The following is a 20,331-nucleotide window of genomic DNA, read 5'->3' on the forward strand; positions in this document are numbered from 1 at the left end:
AACCGACAATCCGTTGTGGAACAGATCGCTGTACTTGTCTTTGGAACCGGTTCGGCGCCGGTGGTTGCGGATGCGTCCAGGCATCGGCGGCAAGGCTCCAGCCTGGACGAAACCCCTCACATGGATCCTGCCGCGCATCAATATGACTTCCGGCAGGGTGAGGGCAACCACCTTATGTGTTCTGATATATGATCAACAAGATGCTGCAAGGCTCTCCGCCTGCCGGGGACTTGCGAATGCACATGAAGACCATGTTCCTTCCAATGAAACCCCGTCATCCCCGCCTTCGCGGGGATGACGGAAGTCCCTTCCAAGGAATACGAGGGCCATATGCGATTGCCCCCAGCCAAGGGCGACGGGTCAGTCGCCATGATAGGGATCCAGGGCGTCGCGCAGCCCGTCGCCGAAGAAGTTGAAGGACAAGACTACCAGAATCACCGGTAGCATCGGCAATGACACCCACGGATAGGTTTCCACGGCCATGAGGTTCTGGGCGTCGTTCAGCATCACCCCCCAGCTGGTCGCCGGCGGGCGTAGGCCGAGCCCCAGGAAGGACAGTGCCGTTTCGCCCAGGATCATCGCCGGGATCGACAGGGTGGCGCTGGCGAGCAGGTGGCTGGTGAAGTTGGGCAGCAGGTGGCGGCGGATGATGCGCGCCGGGCTGGCGCCCATCAGCTCCGCCGCCATGACGAAATCCTCCTCGCGGAGCGCCAGGAAGCGCGAGCGCACGGCGCGGGCCAGCGACGGCCAGTCGAGCAGGCCGAGGATGACGGAGATGCACAGGAACACCGTCACCGGGCTCCATTGCGCCGGCACCGCGGCGGACAGCGCCAGCCACAGCGGCAGTTCCGGCAGGGATTTCAGGATCTCCGACAGGCGCTGAACCCCGGCGTCGATCCAGCCGCCGAAATAGCCCGCCATGCCGCCCAGCGTGATGCCGATGGCGAAGGATACGGCGATGCCGAGCAGCCCGACGGTCAGCGACAGCTGCGCCCCGATGGCGAGGCGCGACAGCATGTCGCGACCCAGCCGGTCGGTGCCCAGCAGATGCAGCGAGGCGCCCGGCGGCGGGCAGACCAGCCGGACCCGCGATTCCACCAGCCCCAGGAAGCGGTAGGGCGCGCCGGGGCAGAGGAACTGCAGCGGCATCGGCCGACTCAGGTCCGTCTCGTAGCGCCAGCGATAGTCCTTCAGGTCGGGATGGCCGGTGGTCGGGTAGACGAAAGGACCGACGAAGCTGCCCTCGTGGAACAGGTGGATGCCCTGCGGCGGGGCGTAGAGATGCTCGACGTCGCGCTCGTTGGCGCCGTAGGGCACCAGGAAATCGACGAAGGGCAGGCTGAGATAGGACAGCACGAGGAACAGCGCCCCCAGCACCGCCAGCCGATGGCGCAGGAAGCGGCGCAGCATCAGCCGCCCGGTGGAGGCGTGCGCGTCGAAGCGGGTGGCCGGCGCGTCCGCCGCCGCCGGATCGGGATAGGGCCGGTCGTCGACGTAATGGTCCCAGCTGCCGCCGCTCATGCCGCCGCTCATGGCCGGATCCTTCGGTCCTCCTTCCTTCATGCCCCCCTCTTTCATGCCCTCTTTCATGATTGGGCCTTCCTCGCCTTGCCGAGGCGGATGCGGGGGTCGAGCAGGGCGAGCGCGATGTCGGAGACCAGCATGCCGACCAGCACCAGCAGCGAGATGAACATCAGGATGAAGCCGGACAGGAAGATGTCCTGTGCCCGCAGCGCCTCCAGCAGGGCCGGGCCGATGGTCGGCAGGCTCAGCACGACGGAGATCAGCACCGATCCCGACACCAGCGACGGCAGCAGCGAGCCGATGTCGGAGACGAAGGGGTTCAGCGCCATGCGCAGCGGATAGCGCGTCAGCCGGCGCAGCGGCGGCACGCCCTTGGCCTTGGCGGTGACGACATAGGGCTTGCCCAGCTCATCCAGCAGGTTGGCGCGCAGGCGCCGCACCATGGCGGCGGTGCCGGACAGCCCGATGACGATGGTGGGCACGATCAGATGCTCCAGCACAGAGCCGGCCTTGGCCCAGCTCAGCGGCTGGTCCTCGTATTTCGCGTCGACCAGCCCGCCGATCGGCAGGCCCAGCCATTTCTGCCCGTAATAGAGCAGGATCAGCGCCAGCAGGAAGTTCGGCGTCGCCAGCCCGATATAGCCGACGGCGGCGGCGAGGTAGTCGACCCAGCTGTTGGCGCGGATCGCCGCCAGCGACCCCAGCGGGAAGGACACCAGATAGACGAACAGCACGGCGGCGAGGTTGAGGATGACGGTGAACCACAACGTCTCCCCCACCACGTCCACCACCGGCTTGTTGAACTCGAAGGACCAGCCGAGCTCGCCCTGGAGCAGGCCATGGAAGCCGTTCGGCCCCGGCCAGACCCCGATCCAGACCAGGTATTGCTCGGGCAGCGGGCGGTCGAGCGAATATTCGTGGCGCAGGAACTCGGCCTTCGCCAGGCCGGCCTCCTGGCCGGTGGCGCGCAGCTCGGCGATCTGGTTGGACAGATAGTCGCCGGGCGGCAGGTTGATGACGATGAAGATCAGCATCGACACCACCAGCAGCGTCGGCACCATCACCAGCAGCCGGTGCAGGATGAAGCGCAGCATGGGCGGTCAGTCCTCCCGGCGATGGATGCCGGCCGGCTCGGGATCGGCCGGGCGGGCGTCAACGAAAAAGAACTCGTCGGGCCGGTAGACGCCGAGATAGGCGCCGGGATCCCACAGCCACAGCCCCTTGTCCGGGACGTTGTGCAGCCGGTTGGTGACGGCGATGGGCTGCGGCGTCTTCGAAACCACGCCGATGGCGAAGATCTGGTCGGCGTGGATGTCGAGCAGCGCCGACCACAGGGCGCGCCGCTCGGTCTCGTCGGTGGTGTGGCGCCAGCGGCGGGCGATGTCCATCAGCTCCTGCGGGATTGGCATGTCGATCGGTTCGCCGGCGCTGCCGGAGGTCTGGTAATACTGCCCCCATTTCGGCCAGCTGAAATTCTCCTGGGTCATCGGCGCCAGCTCCTCCGGGATGCTGTCGGGGTCGGGGATGCCGTTGTCCCAGCCGCCCCACACCGCCATCATCGTCTGGCCGGCATAGACCCGGTTGCGCAGCACGTCGCGGTCCACCGTGCGCATCAGCAGCCGGACGCCGACGTCGCGCCAGGTCTCGGCGATGATCTGCAAGGCGTCGGAAATCTCCGGCTTCTCGCCGGCGGTCTCGACGATCACCTCCAGCGGACGGCCGTCCGGCAGTTCGCGGTACAGTTCGCCGCGCTTGCGCTTCAGCCCGATCTCGTCGAGCAGGGCCGCCGCCCGCTTGGGGTCGTAGCCGGTCCAGATGCCGTTGCGTTCCGGCTTGAACAGCGGGCTGCTCGGCAGCACGTCGACGCCGCTCTCCTGCGCCAGCCCGAAGAAGAGCGAGCGGTTGATGATGCGGCGGTCGATGCCCATCGACAGGGCGCGGCGGAAGCGGACGTCGCGCAGCAGGCTGCGCCAGACCGGGTCGTTGTAGTTCAGGTTGGGGTAGAGGGCGATCTCCGCCGCCTTGCCCTCCGGCCACAGCAGGGTGCGGTAGTCGCCCGCCCGCTCGCCCGAGACCAGTACCGGCACCTGCGAGAAGGTCAGCCCCTCGGCCTGGAGGTCGGCCTTGCCGGTGGCGACCTGGGCCGGAATCAGCCCGCCGGCCATCACCGTCACGTCCAGCCCGTCGGCATAGGGCAACTGCATGCCGCGGCTGTCGAAGCGGTGATAGTAGGGGTTGCGCTGGAACAGCAGGTGGGTGCCGGTGCCCTTGGAGATCGCCATCCAGGGCTGGAGCGTCGGCTCGTCCGGGTTCTCCATCCGGAACATGTCGTCGAGCGCGTTGTGCAGGGCCGCCCAGTTGCGCACCTTGTACCTGGCGAGCAGCGGCGCCATCTCGGCCTCGCCGGTGTAGCGGGCGTGGAAGCGCTTCAGGTAATGGGCCGGGCGGGCGATGAAGGGCGGCCGGGCGGAGGCGAGCGCCGGCAGGAAATAGGGGTTCGGCTCCTGCCAGCGGAAGCGGGCGGTGACCGCGTCGGGGAAGCTGACCTCCGGCGGCTTGCCGTCCACCAGCATGAAGCGCGGCGGGCCGGACGGCGACAGCATGGGATTGTTGGCGACGTCCTCCCACCAGTAGCGGATGTCGTCGCTGGTGAAGGGGGCGCCGTCGGACCAGCGGTGGCCGGCCCGCAGGGTCAGGGTGAAGTCGCGGCCGTCCACCACCGTCAGATCCTTGAGGATGTCGGGCACGATCTCCCGCTTGGCGGTGTAGCCGACCATCCGGGCATAGCCGTAGAGCACGGCGATGCGGCTGTTGCGCCGCTGGGTGATGAAGCTGCGGATCCAGCCGCCGGAGCGGCCGAGGTCGCGGCCCTTGGCCTCCAGGTCGACGATCAGCGGCTCGTCCGGCATGCGCTGGCGGACGGGGGGGATGAGGCCGTAGCGCACTTGATCCGCCAGCATCGGCGGATCCTGCGGGCTGAAGGACGCGGCGGCGGCGGGGGGGGCGAGCGTCAGGAGGAGGATTTGCGCGATCACCGCCCATTTCCCTCTCCCCCCCGGGGAGAGGGTCAGGGTGAGGGGGATGCGTTGCAGGAGCTTTGTGAAAGGACCGCCGCGCGTCCCCCTCACCCTTCCCACCGCAGAGCGGTGGACCCCTTCCCTCTCCCCGGGGGGGAGAGGGTGAGAGGCCCCGGAGATTGGAAAGTGCCTGCTCATGCCGCTCGCCTCACGAAATGGCCGGGCGCGGCCTCCACCAGCGGAGGGGGCGCGCCGTCGGGGGTGGGGCGGAAGGGTTCGGGCCACAAATCGGGACGGCCGGCGCCGAGCGCCACGGTGGCGATGTCGATGGGACGGCTGACGTCCGGTTCCGGCGAGGCGGCGATCAACGCGCGGGTGTAGGGGTGCAGCGGGGCGGAGAACAGGATGGCGGGCGGCGCCTCCTCCATCACCCGGCCGGCGCGCATCACCGCGACGCGGTCGGCCAGCCGCGCCACCACCGCCAGATCGTGCGAGATGAACATCAGGCTGAGGCCGAGCCGCTGCTTGATCGATTCCAGCAGGTCGAGCACCTGGGCCTGGACCGACACGTCGAGCGCCGAGGTCGGCTCGTCGCAGATCAGCAGCTGGGGGTCGAGCGCCAGGGCGCGGGCGATGCCGATGCGCTGGCGCTGGCCGCCGGAGAAGGCGTGCGGATAGCGGTTGGCCCAGGCGGGGTCGAGGCCGACCTGCGCCATCAGCGCCCGCACCCGCTCGCGCCCTTCGCCACGGCCGCAGACGCCGTGGATCGCCAGCGGCTCGGCGATGATCTCGCCGACGCTCATCCGTGGGCTGAGCGAGGCGTAGGGGTCCTGGAACACCATCTGGGCCCGGCGGCGGTAGGCGGTCAGCTCCGGCCCGGCGGCGGAGAGAAGGTCGAGCGGCGGTTCCCCGGCGGCGACGCGGAACAGCAGGCGGCCACCGGGATCCGGCCGCTCCGCCAGCATGGCGAGCCGCGCCAGCGTCGTCTTGCCCGATCCTGACTCGCCGACGATGGCCAGCGTCTCGCCGCGGCCGACCGACAGGTCGACGCCGTCGAGCGCGCGGATGCGGACATTGCCGCGCTCGTAGGTCTTGGCGACGCCGTGGAATTCCAGGATGGCGTCGCGCACCGCGCCGGGGGCCTGCGCGCCGGTCATCTCGGGGATGGAGGGGGCGGCGGCCATCAGCTTGCGGGTGTAGCCGTGCAGCGGCCGGCCGAGCACGTCGGCGCAAGCCCCCGATTCCATCACCCGGCCGGCCCGCATCACCACCACGGCGTCGGCCATGTTGGCGACGACGCCGAGATCGTGGGTGACCAGCAGGACCGCCATGCCGGTCTCGCCCTGCAGCTCCTTGATCAGCGCCAGCACCTGGGCCTGGAGGGTGACGTCGAGCGCGGTGGTCGGCTCGTCGGCGATCAGCAACTGCGGGCGGGCGACCATCGCCATGGCGATCATCGCGCGCTGGCGCAGGCCGCCCGACAGCTGGAACGGATAGGAGCGGAAGGCGCGCACCGGATCGGGGAAGCCGACCCGCTCGAACATGGCGAGGCAGCGCGCGCGCGCGCTGCTGCGGTTGCAGGCGCCGTGCAGCCGCAGCACCTCCATCGTCTGGTCGCCGATGGTGTGCAGCGGCGACAGCGCGCTCATCGGTTCCTGGAAGATCATCGAGATGCGGCTGCCGCGGATGTCGCGCAGGCCGGACGATGACAGCCGCAGCAGGTCGACCGCCTCGTCGCCATGGCCGAACTGGATCGAGCCGGCGGTGACCGACGCGCCACGCGGCAGGATGCCGAGGATGCTGCGGCAGGTCAGCGTCTTGCCCGAGCCGGATTCGCCGACCAGCGCCACGCTCTGCCCGGCCCCGACGGAGAAGCCGACGCCGTCGACCACCGGGCGGGGGGCGTTGCGGAAGCGGATCGTCAGGCCCTCAACCTTCAGCATCTTTGGGTCTCCAGGCTGGTCGCGTATCGGTGCGACCAGGAGGGTATCCCCCTCTCCCCCCCGGGGAGAGGGGCGGGGTGAGGGGGAGGCACTGTGAGGATTCTCGGGATAGCCACGCCATGCATCCCCCTCACCCTAACCCTCTCCCCGGGGGGGAGAGGGGATCCCTGGCGCCTCGGCCCCATTGCGGTCATTCCATCATGCTTGGGTTGCGGATTCACTGGTGTTGCTGGTTTCGTGAGTGCTGGGTGCCGGGACCGCCGCCGCAGGCGCCGATCCCGACGGGGCTTCGCTGGTCAGGCGCTTGCCGATCTGCTGGATCACCCGCATCGGCAGGTCCGGCGCCGACGACAGCAGGCGCAGCATGGTCGCCCCGTCCAGCCGCAGCAGCCGCAGGTCGGTGCGCGCCCGGAAGCTGGAGAAACGCCGGACGCCGGCCAGAAGCTCCAGCTCGCCGATCACCTCCGGCGGCTTGATGTAGGCGATGTGCAGCGGCGGTTGGCCGTCCGGCATCAGCCGCACCTGCTCGACCTCCCCTTCCGCCAGGACGAAGGCGAATTCCGACTGCTCGCCGCTGCGGTAGATGAAGTCGCCGGCGGCGACCGTGCGCCAGTCCGACGAGCCCAGCAGGCGGCGCAGGACCGTTTCCGGCAGGTCGGAGAACACGGGAGAACGCGACAGCAGGCGCAGGGCCGGTTCGTCGGTCCCCTCCCCCTCTCCCGGCACGGTGTCCTCGTCATTGTCGGCGCCGTTCTGGCCGCGGCGGACCAGCCGGCCGTCCTCCAGGTCGTAGAGCGCGTCGAAGGCCGGATCGTCGGTGATCCGTTCCTCCAGCACGATCAGCGTCATCGTCGGCAGCAGCTCCTTCATGCGCTGGAAGATGCGCAGCCGCTCGTCGGGATCGTAGCTGTTGAGCGCCTGGTAGATCACGAAGATGTCGGGCTTCTTCATCAGGCCGCGGATCAGCTGCACCCGCTGGCGCACGCTGATCGGCAGCAGCGAACCACCGATGCCGACCTCGCCCAGCGCCACCAGGATCAGCACGAAGGCCCGCGCATCGGTCCGTTCCAGCGCCTCGTCCACCAGGGCGCGGAGCTGGGTGATGGCGCGCGGATCCTCGGTGGTGATGCGGCCGAACAGGAGGTTGTCCATCACGTTCAGGCGCGGGTGGTAGAGGTCGGGGTGGAAGATGGCCACCTTGTCGCGCAGCTCGTGCGGCATGTCGTCGAGCACGCGGGCGCGGATCGCCATGATCGCCTCGCGCTCCGCCTGCGGGATGAAGTCCATGCCGTCGCGCTTGGGCACGATCATCAGGAACATGGTGGCGAACAGCAGGGTGTCCGCCTCCTGGTGGCGGCGCTGCGGCCGTTCGGACCGGCGCTTCAGCCGGGTGACCGCCTCGACCAGCTCCTCGAACAGGGCGTCGTCGATGTGCGGGTAGCGCATGATCATGACGTCGCCGTCGTCGCTGTCGCGATAGACGCCGACCACCCGCATGGCGAAGCGGCGGCCGATGCGCACCGCGGAGTCCCACAGCCCGTGCTCCTCCATCAAACCACGGACGGTGGGGTTGCAGACCATGCGGGCGACGGTCAGCCGCTTGCCGTCCGGCAGGCCGGCCAGCATGTTCTCGGCGATGCTGGCATAGGGGTTGAAATGGTCGCGCTCGAAGCGGGCCAGCAGCGCGTCCAGCCCGCGTTCGGTGATGGCCTCGCGCAGCCACTGGCGGGCGCGCAGCAGCGGCTGGGCGACGAAGGGATAGTCGTCGGGATCGAACACCTCGCGCAGGCCGCGCTGGTAGACGGCGCTCTCGCCGCCGGTGGCGGCCAGGCACTGCATGAACCAGGGACGCAGGCTGGTCCAGTCGGTGGCGCCGATCATGCCGAAGTCGGTCCAGATCCCGTCCATGCTGTCGGTGGAGTTGCCGGACGCCTCGGCTTCGACGATCTCGCGCCGGCGGGCGGGAGGCATGGTGTCCGGATCGTCGGCCGGCGGGCGGTGGCGCAGACCGTAGGTGATGTTCTGCATCATGCTGCCGGTGAACATGCGCGGTTCCGGGCTGGCATAGGCCATGCGGCGGCCCAGCAGTTCGAGCGGAATCGCTTCCAGCGCCTGGTCGCCGATGGTGATCCGGCCGGAGGTCGGCGGCGACAGGCGGACCAGCACCTCGGCAAGGCGGCGGAGCGCCAGGGCGTTGGTGCTGGCGATGCCGACCAGGGCGCCCGGCGGCACCTCCAGCGACAGCCGTTGCAGCATGCGGTCGCCGTACTCGTTGGCCCAGGTCACCGCCTCCAGCCGCAGGGGGGCCTTGAGGTCGGCGGGGGTGGCGGGCGTCGGCGGGGTCCATTCGAACAGGAAGGGGGGCGAGAACTGCTCGGCGATCTGCTCGTACTTGATCTGGGCATCGATCATGTTCTGGTAATAGTCGAGCAGTTCCTTCCAGGGGGCGGTCAGGTCCTTGAAGGCGGACAGCGCCGCCACCAGCGCGCCGATGGTCATGTTCCCGTGCAGGACCAGGTAGCCGCCGATGGAGAACAGGAAGAACGGAGTGATCTGGTTGATGAAGTTATTGAGGAATTTTACGAAATACTTGCGCTTGTAGATCTCGAGTCTGATCCAGTAGATGCTGCCGAGATACTGCGAGAATTCGGCCAGGACGTAGCGGATGGTGCCGTTGACGCGGACCTCCCGGATGTTCTCCACGCTTTCGCCGATGCGTTCGGAAAGCTGGCGGACCTTGCGTACCCGCTCCTTGCCCAGCAGCTTCACCTTGAGCTGAAGCTTGGGGATGATGTAGGCCTGCACCGGGATCAGGGCGACCGACACCAGCCCGATGGTCGGCTGCTGGATGAACAGGAACAGCAGGATGGTCAGCATCGTGCCGCCCTGGTAGAGCGGCTGGGCGAAGGAGTCGCCGATGAAGCCGGCCAGCGGCTCGGTCTCCGCCGCGACGGTGGAGATCAGTTCTCCCTGGCTGACCTTGGAGAAATGCGGCAGCGGGAAGCGCAGCATGCGGTCGAGCAGCATGAAGCGCAGGCGCCGCACCTGCCGTTCGCCGACCACGCCCTTGAAGGTGTTGATCCGCATCTTGAAGGCGCCGTTGGCGAGCACCAGCGCCAGGAAGGTGAAGCACAGCACCAGCAGGTAGGTCACCGGCCCCATGGCGACACCGAAGATCTCGCGCTCCGGCTGCGGATCCGACAAGGCCCGGTTGATGATGATCTTCGGCAGTTCCAGCGAGGCGTAGAGCACCGGGAAGGACGCGACCGTCAACAGGGCGAGCAGGATCTGCTGGCGTCCGCTGTGCTTCCAAATGAACTGAAAAATGTTGCGGTTCATCAATCGCCTTCAGGGTCGCGCCCGTCGCCGGCCGCGTTGGTCACGAGGAAAAATCCACGGGGGAGATCCACGGGGAAAACCTCGCGAGGGAAAACGGAGGAAGGAAGATTGGCGTGGGCCGGGCCGTTTTCCATCGGCATCGCTCCGATCAGCCTTCTTCTTTCCCGTCCACCCTCCAGGCATGATAGGTCCAGCGCTCGTCGGGCGGCAGGGGAAGCCGGGTCCAGTTGGGGTGGTCGAGCGGCCGGTCGGACAGCACGACGCCGCCCGGCAGCATCAGCGCGTCGATCAAGGGCGCCAGCCACGCCGCCTGGGCGGCGTCGTGATTGCGGTCGGTGCTGCCGAAATCGGCGTGGGCCAGCCGGGCGCAGCGGCCGAAGCGGTCCGCCGCCGCCGGCATGGTTTCCTGGAAATCGCCGACGAACAGGCGGTCCTCGTCCGGGGTCAGTTCCGGCGGCACGCGGACCCACATGTCGAAGACCAGGATGTCGCGCGGCGGGAACAGGTGGCGCAGATGGTCGAAGGTGCGGCCCTTGCCCAACCCCACCTCCAGCACCAAGCCGTCGTGGCCGGCGACGATGCGCTCGGCCCAGGCCAGCGCGTCGCGCTGTACCGTCATCCGGTCGATCATCCGGTCGAGCAGCGAACGGCTCTCCGCCCCGGCACCCGTTTCGGCCGCCATCGGCCCCTCCCCTGCGATTGCAACGATCGGTCCAGCGATCGGTCCAATGACCGGTCGAACGATCGGCCCTATACCGGCATGCGGCACAGTGTGAAAGGGTGCGCCCGCGCCGTCGAGACAAAACGTCGCAGGATCGGGAGCGGAAGGGCTTACTTTGTCCGCCTAGGGGCGGTTCGGGTCGAAGCGCTTCGCCAGCCCCTGCCAGCAGCGGTAGTAATCGTGCTGAAGCTCGGCGGTTTCCAGGGCGTGCCGCGTCGGGCGGATGACGGCGCGCGTTTCGACCATGAAGGCCATGGTGTCGGCGACCCGCTGCGGCCGCGTGGTGTCGGCGGATGTGGCCTTGGCGAAGGTGTCGGCATCGGGGCCGTGGCCGCTCATGCAGTTGTGCAAGGACGCACCGCCGGGCAGGAAGCCTTCCTCCTTGGCGTCGTAGACGCCATGGATCAGGCCCATGAACTCGCTGGCGACGTTGCGGTGGAACCAGGGCGGCCGGAAGGTGTCCTCCTGGACCAGCCAGCGCGGCGGGAAGATGACGAAATCGATGCTGTCGACGCCCGGCGTGTCGCTGGGAGACTGCAGGACCAGGAAGATCGACGGGTCGGGGTGGTCGAAGCCGATCGAGCCGATGGCGTTGAAGCGGCGCAGGTCGTATTTGCACGGCGCGTGGTTGCCGTGCCACGCCACCACGTCCAGCGGCGAATGGCCGATGCGGGCGCTCCACAGGGCGCCGTCGAACTTCGCCATCAGCTCGAACTCGCCGTCGACATCCTCGTACCAGGCGTCGGGCGTCAGGAAGTCGCGCGGGTTGGCCAGCCCGTTGGAGCCGATGGGGCCGAGATCCGGCAGCCGGAAAGGCGCACCGAAATTCTCGCAGACATAGCCGCGCGCTGTACCGTCCGGCAGTTCGACGCGGAAGCGCAGGCCGCGGGGGATCAGCGCGATCTCCTGCGGTTCGACCTCCAGCACGCCAAGCTCGGTGAACAGGCGCAGGCGGCCCTGCTGCGGCACGATCAGCAACTCTCCGTCGGCATCGTAGAAGAAGCGGCCCTCCATCGACCGGTTGGCGGTGTAGAGGTGGATGCCGCAGCCGGTCTGCGCCTGCGGCCCGCCATTGCCGCCCATGGTGACCAGGCCGGCGACGAAGTCGGTGGGGGCGTCGGGCATCGCCGGCGGGTTCCAGCGCAGCTGGGTCGGCGGGGCCGGCATCTCGTCGAAGCGGCTGGTCAGCCGGCCGGCGTCCGTCGGCTGGAACGGCTCATGCACCACCGCCGGGCGGATGCGGTACAGCCAGGAGCGGCGGTTGTGCGCGCGGGGAGCGGTGAAGGCGGTGCCGCTGATCTGTTCGGCATAGAGGCCGTAGGGCGGGCGCTGCGGCGAGTTGCGGCCGAGGGGCAGCGCGCCGGGCAACGCCTCCGTCGCGAACTCGTTACCGAAGCCGGACTGGTAGGTGAAGGCGGGGGACGTCATGCGGGCAGCTCCCTTTCCCGGGGGATGCGGCCGGTGCCAAGCGCCGGGCGCGACCATTTGTCGCTCATATAGTTTCTTTTGAAACTACACGCCAGAGGAAAAGTGAGGGAGTGGGTGTGGTGATTGCCCCCTCCCCATCCCTCCCCCGCTTCGCGGGAGAGGGGGCAGGACGCTTGTCGACGTGACGCAAATGTCGAAGCGGCGGCAGTTCCCTCTCCCGCGATAGCGGGGGAGGGTTAGGGAGGGGGCAACCACTGCAACCACTCCCCGCCTCAGTTCATCGGGCGGTTGGGCAGGTCCAGCAGGAAGTCGCCGCCCTCGTCATAGCCGGCGGTGCGGATCACGCCATATTGCGGGGTCTGCGGCGCCTCGCTGGTCACATCCCGGCGCACCTCCTGGTAGAGGGCATAGCCGCTGCTGTCCTTCGGCAGCGCCTGCACCCGCGTCTTGAGCGCCACCGCGAAGGGGGAGTTCACCTCGCCGTCGGCGACCGGCTCGTCGCCGCCCGACGACAGGGCCATGACGGAGCGGCGCTGCCGGAGTTCCTGCTCGCTGGCGAGGCGGCTGGCGTCGACCTTCTGTTCCTTGGTGAAGGCGCCGGAATAGCAGCTGTCGGACACCAGCATCACATGCTTGGCCGGCATCCGGCTGAGGAAGCGGCCGATGTCGTTGTTCGACACCCAGTTGCGGGCGCTGGTCGTCTCCGCATCGGCCGGCAGCCAGTAGCCGGCGCCGGTTTCCGCCAGCTCATAGCCGTGGCCGGCGTAATAGACCATCACCTGGTCCTGTTCGCCGACCTCGCGGCCGAGCTTGCGCAGAGCCTCGCCGATCTGTGCCTTGGTCGGGTTGCGCAGGACCCGCGTCTCATAGCCGAGATGGTCGTTCAACGCCTGGCCGACCGCCTTGACGTCGGCGTCGGGGGTGGCGAGTGCCGGGATGGCGGTGTCGCGGTAGCTGTCGACCGCGATCATCAGGGCGATCTTGCGCGGCTTGGGCGGGGCGGCCGGGTCGGGAGCGGCTGCCGCGCTGTCGATGCTGATGCGCTTCTCGGTCGTCTTGCCCGCCTCGTCCGTCATGGTCAGGGTGGCTTCGGTCGCCCCCGGCTCCAGCGGGATGCTGGTGCGGAATTGGCCCTGCTCGTCGATGAAGACCCAGCGGCCGTTCACCCGCGCCTCCGCCAGATTGGCGCTGTCGGCGACGATGCCGCGCAGGGTCATGGTGCCGCCGCGCGTACGGCCGCCCTGCGCCTGCCGCAGGCTTGGCAATGCCGAGGAGGCGGCCTGCCGGCCGAACATGTCCGCCGCCGCCGGGTTCGCCACCAGTTGGCGGAGCGCGCCGGCGAAGGCCCGGGTCCGCTGTTCGCGTTCCACCCGCTGGACCATGGCGAGATAGGTGCGCGCGACCTGCGGCGGCAGGTTGGCCTGGGTCACCGCCGCGCGCACCTGGGCGTAGCCGCCGGTCTGGCCGGCCGCGCTGTTCTGCAGGATGCCGCCGACGCGCACCGCCACCGGATCGCCGCTGGCGGTCAGGCCGCCGATCAGGGTGGGAACGGGGACGCTGGCCAGCACCGCGCGCTGTTCGGGCAGGGACAGCGTGCCGGTCGCAAGGACCGTCACCGCCTGGACCATGCCGCCGGTGCCGGCCGCCTGGATGAGGTTGCCGGCCGCCGCCTGGACCTGGGGGGCGGCGAGAAGCTGCGGCCCCGGCTGCGACAGGGTGGCGCCGGAAGCGTAGGCCGCCGTCGCTTCCGCCGTGAAGGTGACGGAACGCCCGGACGGCAGCGCAACCGTCGCCGGAGCGGGTGGTGGCGGCGGGGAGGTCGGACCATCTGTGGACGACGAGCTGCCACCGGGTGCGGGGGTGCCCTGCCCCGTCTCCTGCGCTGCGGCGCCTCGCGTCGTCGTGCCTTGCTCCAGCGTCGTCAGGAAGGTCTGCGGAGTGGCCGTACCGGCCGGGGGGATGGTCGCCGAAGCCGGGCTGGTGCCGGTCGTGCCCGCCGAGGGCGCCGGGTTCGCGGCGATCTGCGCCACCGTCTGCAACGCCGTCTGTACGGCACCGCTGCCGGCCACTGCGGACTGGCTGCCCGATGTCGCGGTGGTTGTGGTTGGGGTGGTCGTGGTGTCCGTCGTTCCGGTATCCGCCGCCCCGGTCCCGCTGCCTGACGCGTTGGTTCCGGACGTGCCGGTACCATCGCCCCCGCCGGTGCCGGTCGTTGGAGCGGTAGGGGTGGTGGGGGTGGTGGGGGTTTCCGTCACCGGCGGCGGCGGAGACACCGGCGGTGGAGGAGGTGGCGGTGGCGGCGGAGACACCGGCGGCGGCGGAGGAGGTGGCGGAGGAGGCAGAGGCAGAGGAGGTGGTGATGGTGGCGGAGGTGGAGGTGGTGGCGGAGGCGGCGGCGGTGGCGGCGGGCTGCTGATCGCCACGTCACCGGTGCTGTACAGAGACATCGCCTTCGTGCCGGTGCCGGCGGTGCCCCGCAGGGTCACGTCGCCGCTGCTCGCCGCGATGCGGATATGGTCGTCCGTGCCGGCATTCAACCCGATGCCGGCAACCTCATAAGTGACCGCCGATGCACCGGCCTTGCCGGTGATGGCGATGCCGCCGGACGAGGCGATCGTCGCCGTGCCCTGGAGCTTGACACCCCAGGCCTCGTCGGCATCCACCGCGGTTGCGTCGCCGTCGATCAGGACGGAAGCCGCGGCGGAAGAGCCGGAGCGGATCACCGGCGCCCCGGTGACGTCGGAGGCGATCAGCACGCCGGCGTTCCAGCCATAATTGGAAACGGCCTTGCCGTGGACAGCGATCGTCCCGATGCCGGCGTCGAGAGTCGACGCCCCGGTGATCGAGACGCCGTGGCTCTCGCTGTCGAAGTCGGCCCCCTCCCCGCGAATGGAAATGGTGCCACCGCCGGACTCCAGCATGCTGCCGTCGATCGTCACGCCGGCCATGGTGCCCGGATTGCCCTTGGCCGCCTCCTGAAGAGGATCGCTGCCACCGCCCAGGGTGATGGCGCCGCCCGAGGTGGCGATGCGGCTGGACATCAGGGCGATGCCCCCGTCATTGAGACTTCTGTCGCTGTTGAGCGTCACCGGCGCACCGCCGGTCACGATGCCGCTGCTCAACACAAACACGTCCTTCATGGCCTTGAGCGTCACGGCTCCGCTGGAATTGAGGTAGGAGCCGGTGTCGAGCAGAAGGCTGCCGCCCGATTCGAAGGTTATGGGGGCGGCATCGCTGCGGACCGCCGTACCGCTCAGCATGATGTCGCCGCTGGAGGAAGCGCCGCCCCGGATGGTGATCGCCCCGTTGCCCAGTGTACCGATTGTGGAGGTGCCGTCGATGCGGACCGCGTCATTGCCGAAGGAGGACTCGCCGCGCCCCTCGACGCCGGTGACGGAGACGGCGCCGCCGGAGGTCTGCAGCGTGGAGTCCGACATCACCACGCCGACATTGTTGCCGTAATTCATGCCACTGCCGCCCGTTCCATTCAGCGTGATGGAACCGGTCGTCGTGATCAGATGGCTGCCGGACAGCGCGATGCCGTGGTTGGCCGTGGTGTTGTTCTCGCCGCCCGCGCCGTTGACCAGGATCGAACCGGCACCGGTCGCGACGGTGGCGTAGATGAACTCCGTGCCGGTCCGGCTTTCCTTCGGCGTATAGCCGCCGGACAGGCCGGTGGCCGGCTTTGCCGCCGGGTCCGATCCGCCGCCGACGATGAAGGTGCCGCCGTTGGTGGAAATGGTGACCGGCAGGGTGTCGGATTGTCCCGTTACCCGTACGATGCCGTTGCCGGTCCCCGTCGCCGCATTCAGGGTGAGGTTCAGGGCGCCCGCCGTGGAGGCGATGCCCTTGGTCACGATGATGTTGCGGTAGGCCCTCAGGATCAGCGAGGCATCTGCCCCGGCCGTCTTCACGATCTCCTGGTCGATGGTGATGTCGCCGGCCTCGGCCCCGGTCGTGGCTGTTTCCAGCGTGACGCTGGTTCCGACGTTCAGCGAAGCCTGGATGATGTCGGCGGCGACGGTGCCGCCGCTGGATGCAACCGTGATGTTCGTCGGGTCGAGCAGCCAGGAACCGGCTTTCCCCGCTCCCTGTCCCGTGCCCTGCCCTGCTCCAGCAGCCACGCTGCCGCGCACATGCAGCGACAGTTTGCCGGAGGTCTCGACGAAACCGCCGTCACCACCGTTGGCACCGCCGCGGACGGAGATCGCTCCGTCGAAGCGGGTGGCGTCCTCGGCCCAGACCACCGCCTTGCCACCCTTGCCGGATTCAATGGCGTCGGCGGTGATGGTCGCCCCCTGCGCCACCACCGTGTCGGTGGAGGGCGGCACCGGCTTGCGCGCCGGGCGGATGCCATAGCCGGCCAGCTTGGCGGCCGACGCCCTGCCCCCCTGCACGTCGCCGCCGATCAGCGCCTCCCCGCCCCCGGCGGGGCCGGAGGCATCGACACGCGCCGTGGCGGTCAGCCTCGTGCGGTTGCCCGACACGGTGACGGAGCCGCCGGTCTGGCCGGTGCCGCCGCCGGCGTCCAGGGTGCCGGACACCTCCACGTCGCCGCCGTCGCCCAGGAGGACGATGTCGCCGCCCTGCTGTTCAACCCGGCGGGCCTGCACGGTGCCGGACATGTTGACGACGCGGTCGACCAGCCCCTTGGCGGCGGACGCCGTCATCTGCACCCGGCCGCCGTCGGCGAAGATCTTGCCGCTGTTGCTGACCAGCGCGTCCACCGGCTTGCCGTCGGCGCCGACGGGCCGCGCGTCGGTCTTGGCGTCCACCGCGATGTTGATCTTTTGGTCGCCGAAAAGATCGACGACGAAGCGGCGGCCGGACGCCAGCGTCACCTCGCCCATGCGGGCCTGGATGGTGCCGCGGTTGGTGACGCCGGGAGCAACCAGGGCGGCGAGGCCGGCCTCGGCCACCGTGATGGTCCCCTCGTTCTCCACCGTCGCGGTGGAGCCGGAGCGGCCCTCGAACTTGTAACGGCCGGCCATGAAGTCGTCGTTGCGGATGTCATGGGTGGTGGCGACCAGTCCGCCGACATCGACGCGGGCGTTCGGTCCGAACAGGATGCCGTTGGGGTTGACCAGCCAGACCTGGCCATTGGCGGTCAGGCGTCCCAGGATCGCCGACGGGTCGGAGCCGGTGACGCGGTTGAGCGTGATGGCGGCGGCGTCCGGTTGCTGGAAGTTGGTGTGCTCGCCCTCCCGGATGCCGAAGCGCTGCCAGTCGATCACCGCCTTGGGCGTCGACTGGATGATGTCGAGCCGGCCGGGGGCGGTGGAGCGGATGGTGGCGGCGCCGTCGGTGACCACGCCGCCTTCGGGGTTGGCAAGTGCCGCGGTGGGCAAAACGAGCGGCAGGGCGAGAGCCGCGGAGAGGATCCCCAACCGTGCCGCCCCCGCCAAGGCCGTGCTGTGCCGCAACGCCGTCCGATGCCGTGCCCCCCCGTGCCGAACCGCCGCCCCGCCGAACACACCCGATCCCCGCATCACCGATCCGATCCTCGTAAACGCCCCCGAAGTCATGCGGGAAGGCAATACGCTGTCCCAATCCAATGGATACGAAACATTTTAGCGACCCGGCCTCCGTACGGAAATCCTGAAAGTGGTGACGGATTGTTTCATGTCCGCAATACAGGCTGCGCGCGACGTCACGAGGGGGAGGCGTTACCGGTAACGGGTTTGGCGGAGTGCGGCGAGGCAAGCGTTACCGGTAACGGGTTCTGCGGTACAGGGAAGGCCTATTTCCATGGCGCAGGTGCCGTCTTTGCCCTTTCGGGCTGCCGGGCGATCCGCTAATAAGAAGGCCGTCACGCGATGCAGGGGGAACAGATGGCCGATCCGACCGCCGTCGCCACGAGGAAGTCTGCGGGCAAATCCACAGGTAAGCCGGGCGGCAAGCAAACGGCGCGAGGGGATGGTGAAGCGGTACACAAAGCTGCGCCGTTGCCCGCGCGCTGGGTGGTTTACAGCGCGCCCAAGGGCGGCACCGGCAAGACCACCAGTTGCAAGAACACCGCCGTGGCCGCGGCAAAGGACGGCATGCGGGTGGCGACGCTGGATTTCGACCCGCAGCGCACGCTGGGCCAGTGGCACGAGCTGCGCCGTCCGCATGACGTGGCGGCCATCGACCATTACGAAGGCACGCTGGACGACATCGACGCCGCCCTCGCTCAGATCGATCCCGGCCGCTACGACGTCGTCTTCATCGACACGCCGCCGTCGGTGGAGCTCTATCCGGAAGCGACCAAGATCCTGCTGCGCCGCGCCGACCTGGTGCTGGTGCCGACCGGGGTGGGGCGCTTCGACAAGATGAGCGTCATTCCCTGGATGGAGTTCCTGCGCGACTATGGACGCCCCGCCGCCTTCCTGCTGAACCGGGTCAAGCGGCGGTCGGTCAGCCTGCGCGAGGCGAAGCTGGAGCTGGGCCGCGTCGGCCGGCTGGTGCCGCACGAGGTGCCGGATATCGAGGACATGCACCGGGTCGATGACATCGGCTGTTCCATCGTCGACGTCGGTGCGGTGAACGGTGCCGACGAATGCCTGGGCGCCTGGTACTTCATCCGGCACGAGCTGGGGATCTGAGCATGGCCAACGTGAAGTCCTTCATGAAGAAGGCGGCGGAGCAGGGCAAGGCTGCTCCACCGCCGGCAGAGCGGCCCATAGTTGCGTCTACACCGGTTCGGACGGGAGCCGCGGTGGCGCCGTCGAAGGCGGACCGCCGGGCGTCCGACATCAGCGACGCCATCGTGCCCTGCCACACCCGGCAGGAATTCGCGCAGGAAATCCGCTATCACTGGAACCGCAGCCGCAAGGAATTCCTGTCGATCGGCCGGTACCTGAACCGTGCCAAGGAAATCCTGCCACACGGCGATTTCGAGGCGATGATCGAGAGCGACATGCCGTTTTCGGTCGAGACCGCCTTCCGCTTCCGCGCGGTGGCCGAGGCGGTGGACACCGGCCGGCTGTCGCTGGAGGTGCTGCCTGGGGCGGAAAGCGTCGCCTATCAGATCGTCACCATGACGCCGGACGAACTGGAGCGCGCCAAGGCCCAGGGGCTGGTCCGTCCCAACGTCACCCGCCGCCAGCTGATCGATTTCAAGCGGTCCCTGCGTCCGCCCAAGGACGTGACGCCGAACGACCGGCGCCGCCAGCTCCTGGCCGAATATGCCCGGCTGCGCGTTCGCATGGCGGAAGTCCGCGACGAGTTGCGGCGCGACCACGGCATCGACCCGGAGCACGACCACGGCCGCTCCGGCCGGACCGGCGTCACCATCGACGTCGAGGCGGAGGATGTCGGGCCGGCTTCGGACGGCGCGTCCTGATCCGCAGGGTCATCGCATTTGAAAGTCCAAATCCCATGAGAGGACTTCCGTCATCCCCGCGAAGGCGGGGATCCAGGAAACTTTGACGGAACGTTGCTGAACAGGCTGGATTCCCGCCTTCGCGGGAATGACGTGCCTCTTTGTGCAGGATCAAGGTTTCCGTTCGCGGCGGTCCTGGGTGATCCGCCGTTCGCCCCGATGCTCGGTCGTCAATCCCGGATCGTCTTAATGCCCGGTCGTCTCAATGGTTGTGCGACATGTGGGAAGCGATTCCGTTCCTGCCGTCGCTGCGACCGGGAGACGATCCGCTGCCCAACAGGTCGGTCAGCGCGTTGAAGTCACGTTGGAAATTGCTGAAGAAGTCACCACCGCCCCCGCTTCTCGGGCTCCGTGTGCCGGAGGCAGCCATCGCATGCGCCTCGCTGTGGCTCGAACTGCGACTGGAACTGCGGACGCGCCGTTCGGGAATTTTCGGCTTGCGCATCGGCGTGACCGCCGGCGGGGGAGGCGCTTCAGGCAGGGACGCGGTTTCCGGGGCACGGGCGAAGGCATCGCCGCACAGGCCGTGGCCGGACGCCTGCTCCAGCCGGTCCGAATCCAGGAGCCAGCAGTCGAAGGCATCGGTTTGCGGCTTTGCCGGTGCCTGGACGGCGACCGGCAGCGGCGGCGGTGCCGCCACCGGTTCCGGAGAGGGGAGGGAGGAGGGCAGGGGGGCGCCGCTCTCCGGTGCGGACAGCAGCGGTTCCGCGGCGGCCGGCAGCACGGCGGCCACGGCAAGCATGGCCGCGATCGCGGCCGCCATCATCCTTCCGCTCCTGGTCCCCGTCCGGCTTTCGCCCGGCATCCTCCGTCCTCTCAGTCATCGCGCTCGCGTCTCTCCACAGATAAACGCAATGCCGAGGCTCTTCGTCCGCGCGAAATGGGGGGCGGTGTCCGGAAGATGCGGTACTCCTTCGGGGTGGGCGCTTTCGATGGCCTGCCGCTTTACCGGAAATGACTCCCGGCAACACCCCGGCTTGCGACCTTATCGCCCGT

At 68.9% G+C, this 20,331-nt stretch carries 11 protein-coding genes; 2 read left to right on the plus strand and 9 right to left on the minus strand.

Annotated features, from left to right (window positions below; translation table 11 throughout):
- Positions 1-360: 360 nt before the first annotated feature.
- From JHL17_RS15825 to JHL17_RS37625, 8 genes are all read right to left on the minus strand, one after another.
- Positions 361-1,563 carry an ABC transporter permease gene (locus tag JHL17_RS15825; protein ID WP_247893575.1) on the minus strand — a complete coding sequence of 401 codons (1,203 nt, stop codon included), beginning with the start codon at positions 1,561-1,563 and terminating at the stop codon, positions 361-363.
- A gap of 23 nt (positions 1,564-1,586) precedes the next feature.
- The gene (locus JHL17_RS15830) at positions 1,587-2,618 is read right to left on the minus strand and encodes an ABC transporter permease (RefSeq protein ID WP_200194498.1); all 1,032 of its coding nucleotides are present in this window, start codon (positions 2,616-2,618) and stop codon (positions 1,587-1,589) included.
- A 6-nt stretch (positions 2,619-2,624) separates the two neighbouring features.
- A complete protein-coding gene (locus JHL17_RS15835) occupies positions 2,625-4,559 on the minus strand; it encodes an ABC transporter substrate-binding protein (protein WP_345773824.1) in 1,935 nt (644 codons plus the stop codon).
- 176 nt (positions 4,560-4,735) lie between these two features.
- On the minus strand, positions 4,736-6,484 hold the full coding sequence (locus JHL17_RS15840) for an ABC transporter ATP-binding protein (RefSeq protein ID WP_200194499.1): 1,749 nt from the start codon (positions 6,482-6,484) through the stop codon (positions 4,736-4,738).
- 198 nt (positions 6,485-6,682) lie between these two features.
- Entirely contained in the window at positions 6,683-9,823 is a 3,141-nt protein-coding gene (locus JHL17_RS15845; RefSeq protein WP_200194500.1) for an ABC transporter transmembrane domain-containing protein, read from the minus strand.
- A gap of 148 nt (positions 9,824-9,971) precedes the next feature.
- On the minus strand, positions 9,972-10,505 hold the full coding sequence (locus tag JHL17_RS15850) for a class I SAM-dependent methyltransferase (protein ID WP_200194501.1): 534 nt from the start codon (positions 10,503-10,505) through the stop codon (positions 9,972-9,974).
- Positions 10,506-10,667: 162 nt separating this feature from the next.
- The gene (gene hmgA, locus JHL17_RS15855; RefSeq protein WP_200194502.1) at positions 10,668-11,972 is read right to left on the minus strand and encodes a homogentisate 1,2-dioxygenase; all 1,305 of its coding nucleotides are present in this window, start codon (positions 11,970-11,972) and stop codon (positions 10,668-10,670) included.
- Positions 11,973-12,244: 272 nt separating this feature from the next.
- On the minus strand, positions 12,245-17,461 hold the full coding sequence (locus tag JHL17_RS37625; RefSeq protein ID WP_200194503.1) for a two-partner secretion domain-containing protein: 5,217 nt from the start codon (positions 17,459-17,461) through the stop codon (positions 12,245-12,247).
- A 456-nt stretch (positions 17,462-17,917) separates the two neighbouring features.
- Here JHL17_RS37625 and JHL17_RS15865 point away from each other — a divergent pair, with 456 nt between their 5' ends.
- Positions 17,918-18,556 carry a ParA family protein gene (locus JHL17_RS15865; protein ID WP_247893576.1) on the plus strand — a complete coding sequence of 213 codons (639 nt, stop codon included), beginning with the start codon at positions 17,918-17,920 and terminating at the stop codon, positions 18,554-18,556.
- Between the two features lie 2 nt (positions 18,557-18,558).
- Positions 18,559-19,296, plus strand: a complete 738-nt coding sequence (locus JHL17_RS15870) for a DUF3102 domain-containing protein (RefSeq protein ID WP_200194505.1) — start codon at positions 18,559-18,561, stop codon at positions 19,294-19,296.
- A 241-nt stretch (positions 19,297-19,537) separates the two neighbouring features.
- On the opposite strand, the gene JHL17_RS15875 is transcribed toward JHL17_RS15870, so the two are convergent.
- Positions 19,538-20,101 (minus strand): hypothetical protein, encoded by a 564-nt coding sequence (locus JHL17_RS15875; RefSeq protein WP_247893577.1) that lies wholly within the window; start codon positions 20,099-20,101, stop codon positions 19,538-19,540.
- Positions 20,102-20,331 lie beyond the last annotated feature (230 nt).

The sequence above is a fragment of the Azospirillum endophyticum genome (assembly GCF_016595245.1).
GTDB lineage: Bacteria > Pseudomonadota > Alphaproteobacteria > Azospirillales > Azospirillaceae > Azospirillum > Azospirillum endophyticum.